This is a genomic window from Acinetobacter sp. YH12116, assembly GCF_013418895.1.
Classification (GTDB): Bacteria; Pseudomonadota; Gammaproteobacteria; order Pseudomonadales; family Moraxellaceae; genus Acinetobacter; species Acinetobacter indicus.
The window spans coordinates 19811-39175 of sequence record NZ_VPBE01000014.1 but is presented as its reverse complement, the minus strand read 5'-3'; the positions used below and the strand labels follow the sequence as shown (position 1 = coordinate 39175).

Genomic DNA, 19365 nt, shown 5'->3' with positions numbered 1-19365 from the left:
TGGCGCAGAATGTCGGACAATCTTCATTCACTACAAATGCGTTCACCTAAAGACAGTGAAATTTGCTATATTTGCTGTTTTTCTGCGACATTTATTTTTCGACTGATTATGAATACGGCAATCCAAGCAGCTCTTGAACATGCAGTGCAATCCCTTCAAGCAGAAGGTGTCCTCCCAGCAGACTGGAACAACACCAGTAATTTGACGCGAACCAAAGACCGAAGCCACGGTGACTTTGCCTCAAATATCGCCATGATTGCCTCTAAAGCTGCGGGCATGAAGCCGCGTGATCTGGCCGAAAAAATTCTGGCTGCATTGCCAGAAGTGGCAGACATCAGCAAAGCAGAAATTGCCGGTCCGGGGTTTATCAACTTCTTCTTAAATGCCGACCAGCGTTTTGCCATTCTTGATCAAATTCAGGCGCAGCAAGACCAGTTTGGCCGCACCAAAGTGAACGCGGGCAAACGCATTCAGGTTGAATTCGTTTCTGCCAACCCGACGTCCAGCCTGCACGTGGGTCATGGTCGCGGTGCCGCTTACGGCATGACCGTTGCCAATCTGCTCGAAGCCACCGGCGCGACCGTAGATCGTGAATACTATGTGAACGATGCCGGCCGTCAAATGGATATTCTGGCAACATCAACTTACTTACGTTATCTGGAACTGACCGGTCAGGAACTGGTGTTCCCGAAAAATGCCTATCAGGGTGATTACGTCAAAGAAATCGCGCAAAGCATTATCGACCAGGATGGTGATGCTTACGTACGCCCAGTGGCCGATGTCTATAAAGATGTGCCGGAAGATGTGCAGTATGCAGCTGAACCGGATGCAGAAGGCAACAAGGTGGTCCTGTCTGGCGATAAAGAAAAACACATTGATGGTCTGATTTTCAATTCACAGACTTTAATTGGCGAAGGCTATCGCGTATTCCATCAGGCCGCTTTAAAAGCCATTCTGGATGACATTAAAGATGACCTCGGTGAATTTGGCGTAACCTTTAACCAGTGGTTTAGCGAAGCCTCTTTAACTGAAAAAATTGATGAAGCGCTGCAAACGCTGGATCAGCGTGGTTATCTGTATGAGCAAGAGGGCAACATCTGGTTTAAATCGACTGAGTTTGGCGATGAAAAAGACCGCGTGGTCAAACGTCGTAATGGTCAAACTACTTATTTCGCTTCAGACATTGCGTATCACCTGAACAAATTACAACGTGGCTATACCGACCTGATTGATATCTGGGGTTCTGACCACCACGGTTATATCTCTCGTGTAAAAGCCGCGATTGATGCGATGGGTTATGACTCGAAAAAACTAACCGTTTTACTGGTGCAGTTTGTGAGCTTATGGCGCGGCGGCGAGATGGTTCAGATGTCTTCCCGTTCTGGCCAGTTCGTGACCTTGCGTGACCTGCGTAAAGAAGTCGGCAACGATGCAGCGCGTTTCTACTATGTCATGCGTAAATCTGAGCAGCACATCGACTTTGACCTGGATTTAGCGGTCTCACAAAGCAAAGACAATGCGGTGTATTACATCCAGTATGCACATGCCCGTATCTGCCGTATGCTGGAAAAAGCAGCCAGCACAGGCGTGAATTTTAATGCGCTTGACGCGCGTCAGTTTGCGGCCAAGCTGGAACTGGAGGCTGAAACTGAAATTCTGGCCAAGCTGGCGGCCTATCCTGAAATTGTGACCCGTGCTGCCAATGCCTGCGAACCCCATCAGGTGGGTAACTACTTGAAAGAATTAGCAGCTTTATTCCACGGCTGGTATAATGAACACAAAGTGCTCAATGATGATGCTGCGCTTACTCAAGCCCGCTTATTGCTTTCAGTAAACGTACAACAAACCTTGCGCAATGGTTTAGAATTATTAGGTGTTTCTGCACCTGAAAGCATGTAAACCAAGACATTCTTCTGCTGGGCAGGCGTACCATCACGCACCTGTCCAGCCAATCAGCCAATAATCAGAATAAAGAGGTTCCCTCGTGTTTGGAAAAACGCAACGCGGTGTATCAGAACGACCAAATAAGCCCAAAAAACCACTCATTCCGACCTGGTTAGGCACACTGGTGGTGATTCTGGTCGTGTTATGTTTCGCAGTGGCCTTAATGCTGTGGAAGCCGTGGGAACCTGTGCCACCAAAAGGCCAGATCACTTCTGAACATTATCAGGAAGACACCAACAAGGATTACCGCTTCTATGACCTGCTGCCCCAGCAACAGGTAACACCAATTCCGGAGCAGGCCGTACCTGAAACCCAGGAACAGACGGCAGTGGTGATTGTCGAAGCGCCAATTGTTGAGCCGGCAGCGCCCGCAGCCGCCAGTGAAGCGACGGCGGGCATCACGCCAACTGAACCGCCCGTGGCCGCGCCTGCCAGCTATATTCTGCAGGTCCGCAGCTATACCGATCCGGATGCCGCCGATGCACGTCGAGCTGAAATTATTCTGAATGGTCTGTCCGCCGATGTGGTCAAAACCGTAGAAGGTGGTGAAACCTGGTATCGGGTAATTTCGGGGCCATATACCTCTGCAGAGGCGGCGCTAATTGCTCAGCAAACCCTGCAACATAGCGGGATTGATTCGATTGTGGTGAAACGCCAATAATAAAAAAGATGCGCAAGCATCTTTTTTTATAGCTTCAAATTTTGTTTAGGCCAACTGTGCCTCTAGCTTCTGTTCACGAGCGAACGCCCGCTGATATCCCTCGCGCTGTGCCAGTCGCTGCAGATAACGCTCAATCTGCGGATATTTGCCATCAGTACGGCTTTGCAAGGCCTGTAGCGGAAAGGCCATCTGAATATCGGCAAAGGAAAATGTGCCGGCAAAATAGTCATGTGTGGCCAGATAATCTTCCAGAAACTGGATATGATCTTTGAGTCGCGGCTGAATAAAACCCTGCCGGATACCTTCACTGACTTTTGCTGCCACCGGACGAATCAGCCAGGGTGCGCGCTGCGGCACTTTACTGGCCACCAGCTGCATCACCAGCAATGGCATCAGTGAACCTTCGGCATAGTGCATCCAGTAACGGTACTGCTGCTGATCGGCCGGATGTGTTGGCTTGAACTGCTGCGCCGGATCATACTGTTCCTGTAAATACTCTAAAATCACCGCAGATTCGGCAATCGGCTGCCCACCATCTGTCAAAATTGGTGCCTTACCCAGCGGATGCACCCGTTTTAACTCGGGTGGTGCGGCAAAACTCGGTAAACGGCGATAAAATTCAATCTGATAAGGCTGGCCCAGTTCTTCTAAGGCCCACAAAATACGAAAGGAACGCGACTGTTCCAGATGATGCACAGTAATCATAATGACACTCTGATTGTTTTTCTTGAAATAAAGAACCACCGGCCACCTTGACCGGTTGCGGCAACTCAGCATCATCAGGCCCACCCATCGATCGCGACGCTTGGGCCTGAAGTTCAATTCATCATGCCTGCTTAACGTGAAGCACGCATTTTATCTGGCAGGGCCGGTGCTTCCAGCCGTGGCCCATTATAATCTGGAATGCTGCCAAAACGCGGGTCCTGATTGACCCACTGGTCACGTGCCTCGCTCAGCTCGTCCTGGGTACATCCGACAAAGTTCCACCATAGTAAAATCGCGGATTCAAATGGCTCACCGCCCAGTAACAGTACGCGTGCACCCTGGTGCAGTTCAATCTCAATGTCCTGCAGACCCGGCTCCAGCACCACCATATTGTCTTCGTTCAGTTCATGCTGGTTAATATGCGCCGTGCCTTCTAGCGCCATAAAGCCATATTCAAAGGCCGGATTCAGCTGAAGCCGGGTGCGCACCGTTTCTGCCGCAGTTAAGTCCACTGCCAGTAACGGGCTATGCACCTCAACCGGCGAGCGGGTTTCCAGAAACTCCCCGACCAGCACGGTAAATTCAACCCCATCTCGTGACACCACCGGTAATTCAGGATAATGGTCAAAACGCGGCGGCATATTGCGCTTGGCATCCGGCAAGGCAATCCACAGCTGGGCCGCATGCATGTGGGTTTCCTGCTCTGGCGCGACTTCGGTATGCGAAATCCCCTGCCCGGCTGTCATCAGGTTGACCTGTTTCGGCCGGATCAATTGTTTGGAGCCGATACTATCGGTATGCATGAGGGTGCCTTCAATCATCCAGGTAAAGGTTTGCAGGCCAATATGCGGATGTGGTCCGACATCTAGCCCGTCACCCTGCGGAAAGCTGACCGGACCAGCATGGTCTAAAAAGCACCAGGCGCCAATCATGCGTTTATGACGGCTGGGCAAGGCGCGTTTAATGACGGTGCCCTGCCCGATTTCTGCACGGCGCAGCGGCACTTCCTGAATAAACTGCTGGATATATTTTTCACAATCGTCTGAATGGGACAGTTCGGTATAGTTGGCATTGGTCATAGTTGTATCCTAACTCTGGCGATGTTCCATGTCGCTCATCTTGTTATTTATCTTATACGCGGATGCTGCATGAGTTTGCTATAGTTCAGTTAATATGCAGCATTCTCCTGGCAGAACAATCAAAAAATCGCTTTTTGTTGTAAGGATTCATGTGAGCACCAGCGCACAATTTCCCCTCTTTTCCTGCCGTTTTCAGGCTTTTTTTCAGCAAATTACCCATATTTAGGGAGGTCTTTTTTTAATCGCGAAAGCTATACTATTACTTTGATTTTATTAAAGACTTGGGGCAATTCTATGAAGATAGGAAATCGGATTAGAATGTCGACGAATTCAACAGATCTTGCACCCGATAATTCGGATCGACATATTTTACAAGCGTCAGAGTGCGACCTGGAAAGTCGTCAGGCCCTGGAACAGGCCCTGCAAGATCCGGCTGCCCGTATTCCGCCCCAGTTTGAAGACTATTTTTATAAATTCCAGACCATTCACCAGAAGCTGTATTTACAACAGGTCAATCACATTGGCCAGCTGGCATTTTTACTGTACTTTTTCGCCGATTATTTTGTGCTGCCCGATGTCAGTCTGCTCTCCGGCATCGCCAGAGTCATCGTGATTGTACTGGCCATCAGCATTAATTATTTCCTGTTCAAATATGTAAAAGATATCCGGATCCATGACCAGATCTTACCGGTCGGTACGCTGGTCTGTGCTGGGCTGTGGTTTTATCTGATGTCCTTGTCGAACAGCCCCTATATCGATATCTATATCTATGCCTCGGTCATTTTTGTGGTGCTGGCCAATTTGTGTATTCAGGTGCGCTTTAAGCCGGCGCTATATACCTCGTTTTTAATCAGTACCGTGGTGTTTTTAGGCGTATCTAACTTAACCAGTGCCATTGAAACCATCATTTTTGCGCTGGTCTATCTGCCAATCTGGCTGTTCAGTTTATATATCAGCTGGACCAATACCCTGAATGCACGGCGTAATTTTCTCAGAACCATGCTAAATGACTGGAATTTCCATATTCTGCAAGAGTTGGCGCATACCGACGAGCTGACCCAGCTCAGCAACCGCCGCCAGTTTGTGCATATTGCCGAGCATAAGGTACATGAATGGCCGCAGCATGCTTCGACCTGCCTGCTGATGTTTGATGTCGATTATTTCAAGCAGATTAATGACACCCATGGTCATGATGTCGGCGATCAGGTGCTGCAGACCATTGCTGATATTGCCCGTAAGGAAATGCGGCGCAAGGATATTCTGGCGCGTTTTGGTGGCGAGGAATTTACCGCTTTACTCACTGAAACCAGTCTGCAGGATGCACTGCTGATTGCCGAGCGTTTAAGAACCAAAATTGCCCAGCACCGGATTTATATTGGTCAGAATATCAGCCTGAATTTTACTGTTTCGATTGGCGTGTCTGAGCTTAAAGCCGAGCAGCCTGATTTAACCACATTAATTAAAGAAGCTGATATTGCCTTATACGCGGCCAAACAGCATGGCCGTAATTGTGTGCTGCATTATGATATTGGCATGAGCGAACCGAAAAAACCGGCCTGCCCGTCCAATATTTCCTGGGTGGTTTAAATGCAAAAAGAGCGCCGAGGCGCTCTTTTTTAAATAATTTCGGGCTTCTAAACTGCCGCGCACCTTGCGCCGATTTTAAAAGCAATGCTTTAAAATGGGCTCATGGCGTAATTCAGGCACAAAGCAATGCTTCGTAAAACCCCACTGCCGCGGGCACAGCCCTTGGCGTAATTCAGGCGGACAGCAGTGCTGTCCGAAAGCCCTGAATTACTCCCATTCAATTGTTGCAGGTGGTTTAGACGATACGTCATATACCACACGTGAAACGTCTTTAATCTCGTTCATGATACGAGTTGAAATACGATCTACCAGATCATATGGCAGGTGCGCGAAACGTGCTGTCATAAAGTCAACTGTTTCAACGGCACGCAGGGCAACAACCCAGGCATAACGACGGCCATCACCCACCACCCCAACAGATTTCACTGGCTGGAATACAGCAAAGGCTTGTGCAGTTTTGTCATACCAGCCGCTGGCACGCAGTTCCTGCATAAAGATGTCATCAGCCAGACGTAAAATGTCGGCATATTCTTTTTTCACTTCACCCAGAATACGCACGCCCAAACCTGGACCCGGGAATGGATGACGGTAAATCATGCTGTGTGGCAGACCTAAAGTGGTGCCCAGTTTACGTACTTCATCTTTAAACAGGTCACGTAACGGTTCAACCAGTTCAAAAGCCAAATCATCCGGTAAACCACCCACGTTGTGGTGTGATTTAATTACATGCGCCTTGCCCTGTTTGCTGGCGGCAGATTCAATCACGTCTGGATAAATCGTACCTTGTGCCAGGAATTTCACACCATCTAATTTACGTGCTTCTTCAGCAAACACTTCAATAAATTCACGACCAATAATCTTACGTTTCGCTTCAGGATCAGTGACCCCTGCCAGTGCAGACAGGAAACGATCTTCCGCATCGGCGCGAATCACGCGGATCCCCATGTTGTCAGCAAACATTTGCATAACCTGGTCGCCTTCGTTTAAACGCAGCAAACCGTTGTCTACGAATACACAGGTCAACTGATCGCCAATTGCTTTATGCAGCAATGCAGCAACCACAGAAGAATCCACACCGCCTGACAGACCCAGCAGTACTTTTTCATCGCCAATCTGTTCACGTAGCTGTTCTACACGCAGGTCGATAATGTGCTCTGGTGTCCACAGACCGCGACAGCCACAAATCTGGTGTACGAAGTTCGACAGTAATTCCGCACCTTTAGAAGTGTGCGTTACTTCCGGGTGGAACTGGATGCCGTAGAAACGACGTGTTTCGTCAGATACCATGGCAATTGGGCAGCTTGGGGTTTGCGCTGTCACCTGGAAACCTTCCGGAATACGGGCAACTTTATCGCCGTGGCTCATCCAGACATGCAGCTGGTTTTCACGGTCTTGCAGGTTACCAATCAGCTGGTCACGCACCACGATGTCTACTTCTGCATAGCCAAACTCATGGACAGTACCTGGCTCAACTTTACCGCCAAGCTGTTCGCACATGGTTTGCAGGCCATAACAAATGCCCAATACCGGCACACCCAGTTCAAACACCACTTGTGGTGCACGCGGGCTGCCTTCCTGGTGAACGCTTTCAGGTCCACCCGACAAGATGATACCGTTTGGATTAAATGCACGAATGTCTTCTTCAGACATGTCATAGGCATACATTTCAGAATATACGCCAGCTTCACGAACACGACGTGCGATGAGCTGACTATATTGAGAACCGAAATCCAGAATCAGGATACGATCTTCAGTAATTTGAGTATTGGTAGTCATGACAAACAACTATGAGAGGCAAACGAATATAAGCGCCGTATTCTAGCATTTTTTCTGCGCATTAAACACAAGATTCAGATCAGTCTGTGTGGATCTCCGAATCAGGCCGCTACCGGCAGATGTTCTCGACCCTCTTCTTTATTATCTATTTAGGCAAAAAATAAGGCAGCCGGAGCTGCCTGTACTGAATGACGGGAAAATTATTTCCCTGCATTTCATCTTATTTTTCAATCAGATGATCCAGGCTCAGTTTACCTGCACCTTGTAACACCAGCAGCAGGAAACCGCCTGAAATCGCCAGGTTCTTCATCAGGTTAACCGCATCTTCCGGTGCGCCATGGAACATAAATCCAGTCAGCAAACTGAATACTGCCAGTGCCAATGCCACCAGACGGGTTTGCAGACCCAGTAAAATCGCCAGACCACCACCCAGCTCCAGCAGAATCACCAGTGGCAACAGGCCACCCGGCACGCCCATCGCTTCCATATAGCCCACCGTTGCGCTATAGCCGGCAATTTTACCCCAGCCCGACACAATAAAAATATAAGCCAACAAGACACGCGCCAGTAGCAGCGACAGGTTGTTCAAAGCAGGGGTTTGAAAGATTTTGGCAACTACAGTATTTGGATTAAACATGAGAGAACCTACAGCAGATCAGTAAAAAGATGCTGCTATCTTAGGGACTGGCCGAATATCAAAAAACCACCATTTCAAAGATGTATCGTTGCAAATTTAGAATGATGACAGCGGAAATTTATTTACGTTTTTCTACTGACTTTCACCAACCGGACTGATAGGATTTGACTACATTTCTGCTTGTTTTTCCCTCATGGAACTGATTGATTTTATCCTGCATGTTGATGCGCATTTACTTGAGTTCATTACCAATTATGGGGTCTGGATTTATGCCATCCTGTTTCTGATTATTTTTGTTGAAACCGGTCTGGTGGTGATGCCCTTTTTACCGGGGGACAGCCTGTTATTTGCAGCCGGTGCGCTGGCGGCCTCGACCGGTGCCATGGACCCGTGGTTATTGGGCGGCTTACTGTTTATTGCCGCTGTCTTGGGCGATACCCTGAACTATCATATTGGTAAATATATTGGGCCACGGGTATTTGAAATTGAATCACGCTTTATTAATAAAAAACACCTAATTGCCACCCAGCAATTCTTTGCCAAGCATGGCGGTAAAACCATTATTTTTGCCCGTTTTGTGCCTTTTGCCCGCACCTTTGCCCCTTTTGTTGCCGGTGCCGGGAGCATGAACTATAAATACTTTCTAACCTATAACGTAGTGGGCGCTTTCTGCTGGATTGGCTCATTTATTACCCTAGGTTATCTGTTTGGTAACATGCCAATTGTGAAAGAGAATTTTACCTATCTGATTTTTGGCATCATTATTTTAAGTGTCTTGCCGGGGGTGATTGGTTTTGCCCGCCAGAAGCTGAAAAAGCAGGTCCGCGCTTAAGCAAAAAAGCGCAGAATAACCGGAAAAGCACACAGCACCAGCAACATGGCCGATCCTTTATACAAGAGATCGGCTTTTATTTGCTTGGATTCTCCCGACAAAATCGCGCGACCAAAAGACATCCAGAACATTGCGGTCGGCAACAGCACCAAACAGAACACTGCATAGACCATCAAGAAATTGGTCGGATTATCCCAGGTTTCAGTCGGTAAAATCCCGGCAGCAAAAAGTAGTGCCTTGGGATTTTTTAAGGTGGCAAAAAACAGCTGATGCGGGCGGATAGACGGGTTGAGCTGGTTATGCTTGACCAGATGCGCATGCTTCCACAAATGAAAAGCCGTCCACAGCACATATAGTGCGCTCAAGCCATGCAGAATATGGCTTAAATACGGCCAGATTGGGACGGTCAGATGAATCAGCAGCGCCCACAAACTGATGGCATATAAATAGCCAAGCAGCTCGGCAGGCACAAATAAACTGGTTCTGGCAATTCCATGTTGATGTGCTGAACTTGCAAGCAAAGCATTGGTTGGTCCCGGAATAAGCAGAACCGCAATCATTGCCAGCACAAACAGCCAACTTTCAATCATAGACACCTGAAATTACCTGAAATTAGGCGCACACCTTATATTAATTTGATAAAAACTGACAAGCTTTTCTCACGACTGGGAGGATATTTGCACAGATAAAAAAGCCTTTATTTTTATTTAAATTTAAGATTTTTAATAATTTTTTCTGAAACATTTTGCTAAGATTTTTCACGCCGTGACTCGCATAAACTGCCAGCCCAGCGTGAAAAATGCGAAGCCTTAACTGGCCTGCTTGGTGCGTACAACAATTGGACAGCCTTTAAAACGCGCCGCCTGCACAATGGCTTCCTGCTCGCCCAGCACCCGTGCCAGTTCAGTATTTTTGGTATTCGATGATTGTCCCATATTGACCGAAACACTTGGGCCAATGCCCCAGCCGCCACGACTGCCCCAGCCTCCGCCAAGACCCACCCCCACACCAACACCGGTCCGTTTAGGCGCCTGTACGCCCTGATCAATATAGGACTGAATCCGGTTATATTCGCTTTGCAGCTGCTGACAGTTCAGCGCCTGATAATGTGTAGGCGAGACATAGGTCGGTTTAACCGTCGTGGCACAGGCACCCAGCAGCAAGGTTCCGGCAGCCAGCAGGCTGATATACAGTGTTTTCATGCCCATCTCAGGATTGTTTCTGTTCAATCTCATTGAACAACGATTGATAGGCCTGCGTCAATTTATGATCTGTAGCAAAATGAATAAGCGGCAGATTTTTATGATGCGACTCTTTCATGATGACTGAGGGTGGCAGCATGCTGTTAAATACCGGTAACTGCTCCTCTTTCAGCTGCTCGACCACTTCTCGTGGCAGCTTGGCCTGGGCCTGGAACTGGTTCACCACAATGCCTTCAATCTCCAGCTCGGCATTATGATCTTCCTGGGTTTCCAGCACATTTTCAATCAGGCTGTGCAGGGCACGTTTGGAAAACACATCGCAGTCAAACGGAATTAATACCCGGTCAGCCGCAATCAGCGCCGATAAGGTAAAGAAGTTAAACGCCGGCGGTGTATCAATAAAGACCCGCTCATAACGCCCGGCCAGTGAGGCCAAGGCATCCCGCAATTTATAGATTTTATGTTTGCTTTCTAAGGCATGGGCCAGACTGCCCAGGTCCGGACTGGCTGGAATTACATCCAGATTTGGAAAGGGCGATTGATGCACATAGGCTTCCAGACCTTTGGCACGGCTTTTTAAGATCGAGCCCAAGGCATTGCCAATTAAGCCTTTGCTTTGGGTATTGCCCAGCACTTCTTCAAAATAGTTCTGGATATTTGGCTCTAGTGCCGGCTTATGGGTGGAATAGGTGGCATCATCCCCCAGTAAATACTGGCTGGAGTTGGCTTGCGGGTCCAAATCAATGACCAGGGTTTTAAAGCCCTGATGGGCACTGATAGCGGCCAGATTGACCGTAATACTGGATTTTCCAACGCCGCCTTTCTGGTTAAAGACCACACGTGTTCGCATGTCTATCCCTCTGATTTTATATTCTAATTGGCTCAAGTGTAGCGAAGTATAGCCGAGAGATAGACATTATTGTCGAACAATTAACCAAAACTTGGCTTGATCATTACCAAGGCGATAATCGCCAGTAATGCAACCAGGGCTATGCCCCAGCCGGCGCGGCGTTGCACCAGTAAAATACTGTCCGTTTTACGGTAGGCTTTCATTAACGAAGACAGCATCACCAGGAATAAAATGATTTTGGCATAAAACCAGGTTTCGACCTGAAAATCCTTTAATGCCAGCAGCACAATTCCGGTTACTACTATCAGCGTAACCGATAAATGTTGTAGCGCCACCCATAGTGTGCGTCCGGCCGGATTGGGCTGGTTGCCCTGCACGCCTTTAAATAAGGTCAGGCCACGGGCCAGCAGAATGACCAGCAATACGCTGATGCTGGTCATATGAATAATTTTAAGTAAAAGTTGGGTTTCCATGAACTGTTCTGATCTCTATTTCTTGTTCGGGGTTATTGTTTCGGGGCGTGGGCACATTCCGGGCTTGAGGTATCCTGTCCTTGCCATTCATCCTGAACAAAAGCATGAATTGCCAGCGCATGAATCTTGCTTGGACTTAACAGATCACCGACCGCGGCATAGACTTGTTGATGACGCTGCACCAGACGTAAACCGGCAAACTGTTCACTGACGATTACCACCTTAAAATGAGATTCCTTCCCCGGATAATAGCCGCCGTGACCAGAAGATTCATTCACCACGTCTAAATGTGTCGGGTTCAGGGTGTGTAAGCGTTCAATCAGTTGTTGTTCTATGCTCATGATCATGCATCCAAAAAGGCCTGAGATTAATCTTAGTATACCCTGTTCTTTTTGCGATATTGTGGCGACCGGCTGAAAACCGGCTTTTTCCCGCCTGAACCGCCGCTATTGGCTGATTTCACAGCAGAAATCATCTAAACCTTGGTCAAAATGGCTTTTATTTATGCAATCAGCACAAGTTTTTTCACAAAGTTATTGACCCTGTTTTTGCATAATGTATTATACACCGCATGCGGGAATAGCTCAGTTGGTAGAGCACAACCTTGCCAAGGTTGGGGTCGCGAGTTCGAGTCTCGTTTCCCGCTCCAAATTCTTTTTTGTTCATTTTTTAAAGTAAAAAATTGATCGACCCTGCGGGAATAGCTCAGTTGGTAGAGCACAACCTTGCCAAGGTTGGGGTCGCGAGTTCGAGTCTCGTTTCCCGCTCCAAATTCAAAAAGCCCTAATCGAAAGATTGGGGCTTTTTTCTTGTTGATTTTATTATATTTTTTAAAAACTCTTCTTCCTTTGTTCTTCGATTCAATAAAAAATATTCTTAATGTAATTTGTATTTTGTGACCAAGATGTGACCATGGCGTGCCCACGACAATAAAAATGGTCTCAATTGACCTTAAATGTCCTCAATCGATCACCAATTTTAGAGCTTTTTTGAAGGCAAAAATCACCCAGTTCTCTTCCAAACAAGGTGTTTTTTTACCAAACGATCAAGGATTTGTGACCATTTCACTTTTTGATGTGACCATTTGTGACCAAACTATTCACTAACAGATTGTTCTTTATTGTCTTTTTCAAAAACAAACAAATCTCCTACCTGCACATCTAAATAATCGCAAATACGATCGATAGTCTCTAAATCAATTCGAGTCAATTCGCCATTATAAAGCTTATGCAAAGTTGTCTTATTAATACCTGTGCCACGAATTAAGTCAGCTACACGCATTTTTCTTTCGGCCAACAATATTGGTAGTTTACAAATAACCATTAATTTTTCCTCTAATACAATGAAAATTTAATTGCATTTAATTAAATTTGAGGTTATTTTAGGTCTAAGGATGAAAAATTCCTTACATCCGATGAATTACGTTAGGAATACAATTATGTCATATACCTATCTCACAGCCCAGCAACTGGCTGAAAAAATCCAGTACGACGCTCGTACCATTCGTAACCAACTGAAGGACAGTGTCTTTATTGAAGGTGTTCACTACATCCGTCCTTTCGGTGGTCGCAAAATTCTTTTTGTTTGGGAACGCATTGAAACTGAAATGCTTAAATTCACTGGTTTAAGCATGGATGCCTTGCAATAAGGCTTAGGAGGTTTAACTGATGGCTACCATCCGTGAACGAAGTGGAAAACTGATTGCAGACTTTCGCTACATGGGCATCCGTTGCAGAGAAACAACCAATCTTGAAGACAATGCTTATAACCGACGCATTTTGAAAAAACGTCTCGAGCAGCTTGAAGCTGAAATTACTTTGGGAACTTTTGAATACGAAAAGTACTTTCCCAAAAGTAACCGTGTTGAGGAGTTTAAGGAAAAAAGAAGTCAGCAAATTGCTGTACAGACCAAAGTTCCTCTTTTTAAAGAGTTTACTGAATTGTGGTTTAAGCAGAAACAAGTTGAATGGAGAACCTCATATCAGCAAAAGGTTTCAATTATTATCAAAAATTACTTGATTCCTGCTTTTGGTAATCAGGTTCTCTCGAAAATCAAGAAGTCAGACTTGCTGAACTTCCGTGCCTCTCTCGCCAAAGTGACACACGGAAAAGATCAGACAAGTCTGAAAGCATCGAGAATCAATCAAATCATGACGCCTTTACGTATGATACTCAATGATGCGGCTGAACGATACGAGTTTGAGTCGCCTTATAAAAATATTAACAATCTGAAAGAAAGTAAGATTGAAGTCACTCCCTTTTCTCTGGAAGAGGTACATAAAATTCTTACCACTGTTCGTGATGATTTTAAGCCTTATTACACTGTTCGCTTTTTTACAGGTATGCGCACCAGTGAAATCGATGGTCTGCAATGGAAAAATATCGACTTACAGCGTCGTGAAATCCATATCAGAGAGGCGTTAGTGAATGGTGTGCTTGGTGGAACCAAAACTTATGGTTCTGACCGCACGATCCAGATGAGTGATCGGGTTTATCAGGCCTTTCTGCAACAAAAAAGCTTAAATTCTGGAAAATCAGAATTTGTATTTTGTAATCGCGATGGTGGGCCGCTTGATTATCGCCTGGTCAATAAGCGTGTCTGGCATCCCCTGCTACGCTATTTAGGGCTAAAACCTCGTCGTGCTTATCAAACACGTCATACTGCAGCTACGCTCTGGTTGGCGGCAGGTGAAAATCCAGAATGGGTCGCTCGCCAATTGGGGCATTCAACCACTGAAATGTTGTTCCGGGTCTATAGCCGCTACATTCCGAATGTTACCCGTCGCGATGGCAGTGCATTTGAAGCCATGCTGGAAAAACTAAATACAGAGGAGCTTGCACATGAATAGTAAAGCTTTCTTTGGTGGTGTGGTCGTCAGCGCTGAAGCAGATATGGTCGCGCGTGAACTCATTCACGAGTTACACATTCCCAAACTGCACAATCTGGCCTTTTTGCTGGAAATCAATAAATGCTTCGATGATCACCAGGCGTTGAGACTCTGGTTACAGCGAATGCTGGATGAAGGGCAAGCTCATTACGATGACTTGGCTCAACAGGCCCGTCTCCGGTTAATGAGCCTAGCTCACTAATAAAACAAACATAAAAGGTCATCAAATCGATGACCTTAGCCCCTCTATATCTATAAAAAGGTGAACACATGCATAAAGATATTTCAATTTGGATGCCACTCTATATTGGCGACCTACAGGCAAAATTTGCACGAATGACGGCAGAACAAATTGGTGCGGCACTGCTGTTAATGATGGATTTCTGGAAAAATGGTGCCATCCCTCATGACCTAGCTACTGTATGTAGCATCACGAAATTACCTCAGCACACCAAGGCTAAAACTTTGTTGAATACGCTGATGGCTCTGGAATTGTTTGAAGTCGAGTCTGAGCAGATTCATTCAAGTTTTTTAACCAGTTTAAAAAGCCAGGCATTGCAAAATCAGCAAATGAAATCTGATAAAGCTAAAAATGCAGCTCAAGCACGCTGGAATAAATCCGCAAGTAATGCTCAAGCATCAACCAAGCAACGAAAAGTAAATGCTCAAGCAGCTCCTGAGAAGAGCTCGAGTATTACTCAAGCCATGCTTGAATCATGCCCTTCATCTTCATCTTCATCTTCATCTTCATCTTCAAACTTTGAAGAAAAAAATGAGGATTTTTTAGAAAGTTCCAAATGGATTTAGGAGAATAATCATGAATACCATGCTTAAAACACTCCAGTTTCGCGCAGAAACAACGGAAACACTTTGCCCTGTCCATCATATACCCCTGATGGAAATTGCAGGTCACAGGCTCTGTAAATTGTGTGCCAAAGAAACCGTCCATCACTCACATGCAGCCTATGAAGATGAATTGCAACAGCGATTGCTACAACAGAAAATCAAAAACTCAGGGCTCAATAAACGCTACCTGGATCGTGGCTTCAAGAATTATGTAGTTGCATGCCCTGCACAAGACAATACCATCAAACTATGTCAGGCCTTTGCACAGCAGATTATTTCTGACCACAACCCGAACATGTTGATGATTGGTACACCAGGTACAGGTAAAACCCATCTGAGTGCATCAATTATTCGCAACATTCTGCATAACAGTACAAAATCTGCACGCTACTATACCAGTGCAGAAATTGCTCAAAAAATGATGGACACTTGGTCAGATGCTTCACGCTCTGAAAAGGAAGTCATCGACCATTTCTCCAGCTTTGATTTATTAGTGATTGATGAATATGGCCTGCATGACCGGCATGAAAAACGCCTGGAGATGGTGCATAAGGTCTTATATAGTCGTTATGACAATATGAAATCTACCCTGCTGATTTCCAATTTCACAGTCCAAAATATGCAGCGGGATTTAGGTGTCCGATTATGGTCAAGGTTGCATGAAAATAGCCTGATCATTGTTCCATGCTACTGGGCAGATCAAAGGATTACTTAATACTGCTTGCAAAAAAGAGCCTTGTTAGACGGCTCTTTTTAACTTATCTCTTTTTTAAATTAAGTGGCTTTGTTGCACAAACCTATCTGTAAAGGGTTTTTCAGCGATATAATTTTCAAATGAAGAAGCCTACACACAAAATCTACCGCACAACCAATTGGCCCGCATATAACCGAGCACTCATGAGTCGCGGAAATATTGCCATTTGGTTTGATCCTGCTACGCAATGGTATGCGCCCCTTCTAAGCTAGGTTTGTGCAACAAAGCCTTACCTCAATTAAAATCCCACATAAAACTTTTCAATCAACTGGCGTGTCTTGACCAGCAAATTGCTAAACACGTTCTCCCGCTCAAACAGCTTAACCTTATAGTTTGGTAAGTCCTTCAACTCTTCTTTACGTGGTAGGCGTTTGGTGAACTCATAATGCTCCAGAACCTGCTTCATGGCTTCTGGTTTCAGGTTTTCTTCTTTACAAAGATGCTGATAGGCCTGTTCTTTTTCAGCATCCCAGAATTCAGAAAAAGCCGTTTGGACGCTCTGCCCATTGATCATCTTCGGCATGTTTTCTTCAATGAACTTCTGAATCAGTTCCTGCTTGTCATGCAAGGTAACTTCATTACCAATTAGATCATGTATCTGTGCTTCGTATTTCTTGCGTTTGGCCTCATCCCCGCTATCCAGAGCCATTTGCAGCAAATTGATAATATAGCCCACATTGATCCGGTCACTATGTAGCAGATCCAATTGGAAATCGACATCATCCAGTACAGAGACTTTTTCTTTTTTCGTAGTCTTGCGTACATCACGACATAAGTCAGCATACTTGGAAGCAAAATTGGCAAAGTGCTGTTTATCTAAAGCGGTCTGGTTCTGATCGTATTCGATAAAGGTTTGCAGCTGAGCGTTATAACGCATCACTTCACGGAAGGCCTTAATAAACTCCAACTGCTGATCTTCTGTCATGAGATCATCCACGCTTTGATAATCAGGCGTGATCTTGAGCAACTTCTGAACAGCAGCATCATAATCCTGCTTAATTTCCTCAAAGCTTGGAACCAGTACCACCTTTTGCGCATCTTTATTGGAAAATAGCGCCAGTGCTTCATCTGTGGCGCGTTTCAGATTGCGGAAACAGATGATATTGCCGAATGGTTTTTTATCATTGTAGACACGGTTAGTCCGTGAAAAAGCCTGAATTAGACCATGATATTTTAGGTTTTTATCGACATACAAGGTATTTAACGGCTTAGAGTCAAATCCCGTGAGGAACATATTGACCACGATTAGAATATCAATCTGTCTGTTTTTTACGCGCTGTGCAATGTCGCGGTAGTACGCATAAAATTGATCACCAGAATTGTAGTTGGTTTTAAACTGTCGATTGTAATTCGCTATGTAGCGATCCAGCTTATCCCGACTGGATGAATTGACCTGACTTGGAATATCTGCGGCTTCTTCATGAATTAAGCCATTTAAGTCATCAGTCGGTACAGCCTCATTTGCCGCATAAGAAAAGATAGTGGCAATGGTCAAAGGCTTAAATATCCGACCTTGTGCTTCATCTTCAATTTGCTTTTCAGCCTGCACCTTTTCAAAGAGGTCGTAATATTGGGTCAGTGTTTCGACCGAACTAACACAGAACATTGCGGTAAATTCGCGATTACGGGTTTTGGTATCGTGAATATTGACAATGTAGCGGGCAATCATTTCAAGGCGTTGCGGATTGTCATACAGTTCTTTGGTATCGATGCCTTCTACATCTTCCTCATAACTTTCATTCGTCGCCATGCCTTTGGCGGTGTATTTGCCACGATAATCAATCTGGAACTGCAAGACGTTACGATCACGGATGGCATCGACAATCACGTATTTATGCAAACACTCATTAAACAGGTAGTCTGTGGTGAGTTTTAAACCTGCTTTGGTTTGGCTATTCTTTTCAAAAATAGGCGTACCGGTAAAACCAAACATTTGTGCATTGCTGAAGAATTTTTTGATGTTCTGATGGGTCTCACCAAATTGACTGCGATGACATTCATCAAAAATAAAGACCACTTTTTTATTTTTAAGATAATCAATCGATTCTAAATAACGGTCGGTACTGATGGCTCGATTGAGTTTTTGGATGGTGGTCACAATCAGTTTGTCGTGGCGTTGATCCAGCTGTTTCACCAAGGTCGATGTGTTATCAGTGCTGTCGACGCTGTCGGCTTTAAAAGCATTAAACTCACGTGAAGTTTGTGTGTCGAGGTCGTTACGATCCACCACAAACAAGACCTTTTCTACATCGGGCATTTGCATGATGATCTGACTGGCTTTAAATGAAGTCAGGGTTTTACCTGAACCTGTAGTGTGCCAGATATAGCCGTTCTGATCGGAGTTTTGTACATGCTCCACAATTTTCTGTACTGCATAAATCTGATAGGGACGCAGCACCATCAGGCTTTTGGTGGTTTCTAGCAGCACCATGTACTGGGTCATCATTTGGGTTAGATGCTGTTGATTGAAAAATGCGTCGGCAAAGTCGACAATTTCATTGATGTGTTTGTTATGGACATCCGCCCAGGGAAAGGCAAACTCGATGCCTGTGGTGCCGTTGGAGTAATAACGGGTATTGGCACCATTACTAATGACAAACAGCTGAATAAAACCAAACAGCCCTTGCCCTGCCCAATAGGCTTCACGAATATAGCGTTGCGTTTGATTAAAGGCTTCGGCGATTTCCATGCCGCGTTTTTTTAGCTCGATCTGCACTAAAGGCAAACCATTGACCAGTAAAGTCACATCAAAACGGCTGGTACGGCCGTTATAGTCGCGGTGATCGATGGTGATTTGATTGGTCACCTGATAGATGTTCTTGCTTGGGTCATCCGAGAGAAAAAAGATGTGTTTGCTTGTACCATCATCAAATTTGACTGGGAACAGATCACGCAGATTCTTGGCTCGCTCAAACACTGTGCCCGTGTTTAAAAAACTGATGACCTGTTTCCATTCCGTTTCTGACAGAGGCGCTAGTCCATTGGCACGTTCAATCTGGATTTTTAGGTTAGACAGTAGTTGGCTTTCGTCCTTGAGCGTCACTGAGGCATAACCCAATTGCTTGAGCTGGCTAATCAGTTCATTTTCAAGTTGATATTCGCTTTGTACTGTCATTCCCTTCCCCTCTAAA

Annotated in this window: 20 protein-coding genes, 2 tRNA genes and 1 pseudogene; 12 read left to right on the top strand and 11 right to left on the bottom strand. The window is 45.7% G+C overall.

Features of this window, described 5'->3' with window-relative positions; genetic code table 11:
• Positions 1 to 108 precede the first annotated feature (108 nt).
• A complete protein-coding gene (gene argS / locus FTU54_RS09665) occupies positions 109 to 1899 on the top strand; it encodes an arginine--tRNA ligase (RefSeq protein ID WP_127799285.1) in 1791 nt (596 codons plus the stop codon).
• 85 nt (positions 1900 to 1984) lie between these two features.
• Positions 1985 to 2605, top strand: a complete 621-nt coding sequence (locus FTU54_RS09660) for an SPOR domain-containing protein (protein WP_075168056.1) — start codon at positions 1985 to 1987, stop codon at positions 2603 to 2605.
• A gap of 45 nt (positions 2606 to 2650) precedes the next feature.
• Here FTU54_RS09660 and FTU54_RS09655 read toward each other — a convergent pair whose 3' ends face one another.
• Together FTU54_RS09655 and FTU54_RS09650 are read right to left on the bottom strand one after the other, a co-directional pair.
• Complete coding sequence (locus FTU54_RS09655; protein WP_127799289.1) at positions 2651 to 3310, bottom strand: glutathione S-transferase family protein; 660 nt, start codon at positions 3308 to 3310, stop codon at positions 2651 to 2653.
• A 131-nt stretch (positions 3311 to 3441) separates the two neighbouring features.
• Positions 3442 to 4389, bottom strand: a complete 948-nt coding sequence (locus tag FTU54_RS09650) for a pirin family protein (RefSeq protein ID WP_180074680.1) — start codon at positions 4387 to 4389, stop codon at positions 3442 to 3444.
• Between the two features lie 318 nt (positions 4390 to 4707).
• Here FTU54_RS09650 and FTU54_RS09645 point away from each other — a divergent pair, with 318 nt between their 5' ends.
• Entirely contained in the window at positions 4708 to 5976 is a 1269-nt protein-coding gene (locus FTU54_RS09645) for a GGDEF domain-containing protein (protein ID WP_168369831.1), read from the top strand.
• A 207-nt stretch (positions 5977 to 6183) separates the two neighbouring features.
• On the opposite strand, the gene guaA is transcribed toward FTU54_RS09645, so the two are convergent.
• The gene (gene guaA, locus FTU54_RS09640; protein ID WP_016658965.1) at positions 6184 to 7752 is read right to left on the bottom strand and encodes a glutamine-hydrolyzing GMP synthase; all 1569 of its coding nucleotides are present in this window, start codon (positions 7750 to 7752) and stop codon (positions 6184 to 6186) included.
• A gap of 220 nt (positions 7753 to 7972) precedes the next feature.
• A complete protein-coding gene (locus FTU54_RS09635; RefSeq protein ID WP_180074679.1) occupies positions 7973 to 8389 on the bottom strand; it encodes a DoxX family protein in 417 nt (138 codons plus the stop codon).
• Positions 8390 to 8582: 193 nt separating this feature from the next.
• Here FTU54_RS09635 and FTU54_RS09630 point away from each other — a divergent pair, with 193 nt between their 5' ends.
• Positions 8583 to 9221 carry a DedA family protein gene (locus FTU54_RS09630; protein WP_005181345.1) on the top strand — a complete coding sequence of 213 codons (639 nt, stop codon included), beginning with the start codon at positions 8583 to 8585 and terminating at the stop codon, positions 9219 to 9221.
• Here FTU54_RS09630 and FTU54_RS09625 read toward each other — a convergent pair.
• From FTU54_RS09625 to FTU54_RS09605, 5 genes are all read right to left on the bottom strand, one after another.
• Complete coding sequence (locus FTU54_RS09625; protein WP_168391291.1) at positions 9218 to 9811, bottom strand: LysE family translocator; 594 nt, start codon at positions 9809 to 9811, stop codon at positions 9218 to 9220. The two genes, FTU54_RS09630 and FTU54_RS09625, sit on opposite strands and share 4 nt — an antisense overlap.
• Before the next feature lie 219 nt (positions 9812 to 10030).
• Positions 10031 to 10423 (bottom strand): hypothetical protein, encoded by a 393-nt coding sequence (locus FTU54_RS09620; RefSeq protein ID WP_005181343.1) that lies wholly within the window; start codon positions 10421 to 10423, stop codon positions 10031 to 10033.
• 7 nt (positions 10424 to 10430) lie between these two features.
• Positions 10431 to 11273 (bottom strand): ParA family protein, encoded by an 843-nt coding sequence (locus FTU54_RS09615; protein WP_005181342.1) that lies wholly within the window; start codon positions 11271 to 11273, stop codon positions 10431 to 10433.
• A gap of 80 nt (positions 11274 to 11353) precedes the next feature.
• A complete protein-coding gene (locus tag FTU54_RS09610) occupies positions 11354 to 11746 on the bottom strand; it encodes a SirB2 family protein (protein WP_160241736.1) in 393 nt (130 codons plus the stop codon).
• Between the two features lie 32 nt (positions 11747 to 11778).
• Positions 11779 to 12087, bottom strand: coding sequence for a BolA family transcriptional regulator (locus FTU54_RS09605; protein ID WP_016658959.1), 309 nt, complete (start codon positions 12085 to 12087; stop codon positions 11779 to 11781).
• 232 nt (positions 12088 to 12319) lie between these two features.
• Between FTU54_RS09605 and FTU54_RS09600 the strand changes: the two genes are divergently transcribed.
• A tRNA-Gly gene (locus tag FTU54_RS09600) sits at positions 12320 to 12395 on the top strand.
• A 45-nt stretch (positions 12396 to 12440) separates the two neighbouring features.
• A tRNA-Gly gene (locus FTU54_RS09595) sits at positions 12441 to 12516 on the top strand.
• Between the two features lie 325 nt (positions 12517 to 12841).
• Here FTU54_RS09595 and FTU54_RS09590 read toward each other — a convergent pair.
• Positions 12842 to 13069: a helix-turn-helix transcriptional regulator gene (locus tag FTU54_RS09590; RefSeq protein WP_004895349.1), complete on the bottom strand. Its 228-nt coding sequence runs from the start codon at positions 13067 to 13069 to the stop codon at positions 12842 to 12844.
• 115 nt (positions 13070 to 13184) lie between these two features.
• Here FTU54_RS09590 and FTU54_RS09585 point away from each other — a divergent pair, with 115 nt between their 5' ends.
• The 6 genes and pseudogenes from FTU54_RS09585 to FTU54_RS09560 all read left to right on the top strand — a co-directional run.
• Positions 13185 to 13394: a hypothetical protein gene (locus FTU54_RS09585; RefSeq protein WP_000122748.1), complete on the top strand. Its 210-nt coding sequence runs from the start codon at positions 13185 to 13187 to the stop codon at positions 13392 to 13394.
• 19 nt (positions 13395 to 13413) lie between these two features.
• A complete protein-coding gene (locus tag FTU54_RS09580) occupies positions 13414 to 14595 on the top strand; it encodes a site-specific integrase (RefSeq protein WP_163169909.1) in 1182 nt (393 codons plus the stop codon).
• Positions 14588 to 14836, top strand: a complete 249-nt coding sequence (locus tag FTU54_RS09575; RefSeq protein ID WP_156188726.1) for a hypothetical protein — start codon at positions 14588 to 14590, stop codon at positions 14834 to 14836. Before FTU54_RS09580 ends, FTU54_RS09575 begins: the two co-directional genes overlap by 8 nt.
• Before the next feature lie 68 nt (positions 14837 to 14904).
• Positions 14905 to 15441 (top strand): DUF1376 domain-containing protein, encoded by a 537-nt coding sequence (locus tag FTU54_RS09570; protein WP_180046649.1) that lies wholly within the window; start codon positions 14905 to 14907, stop codon positions 15439 to 15441.
• Positions 15442 to 15451: 10 nt separating this feature from the next.
• Positions 15452 to 16195, top strand: a complete 744-nt coding sequence (locus FTU54_RS09565) for an ATP-binding protein (protein WP_168382060.1) — start codon at positions 15452 to 15454, stop codon at positions 16193 to 16195.
• 119 nt (positions 16196 to 16314) lie between these two features.
• Positions 16315 to 16431: pseudogene (locus tag FTU54_RS09560) on the top strand (IS5/IS1182 family transposase); the annotation flags it as partial.
• A 41-nt stretch (positions 16432 to 16472) separates the two neighbouring features.
• Here FTU54_RS09560 and FTU54_RS09555 read toward each other — a convergent pair.
• Positions 16473 to 19349, bottom strand: a complete 2877-nt coding sequence (locus tag FTU54_RS09555) for a type I restriction endonuclease subunit R (protein WP_180074678.1) — start codon at positions 19347 to 19349, stop codon at positions 16473 to 16475.
• Positions 19350 to 19365: the final 16 nt, after the last annotated feature.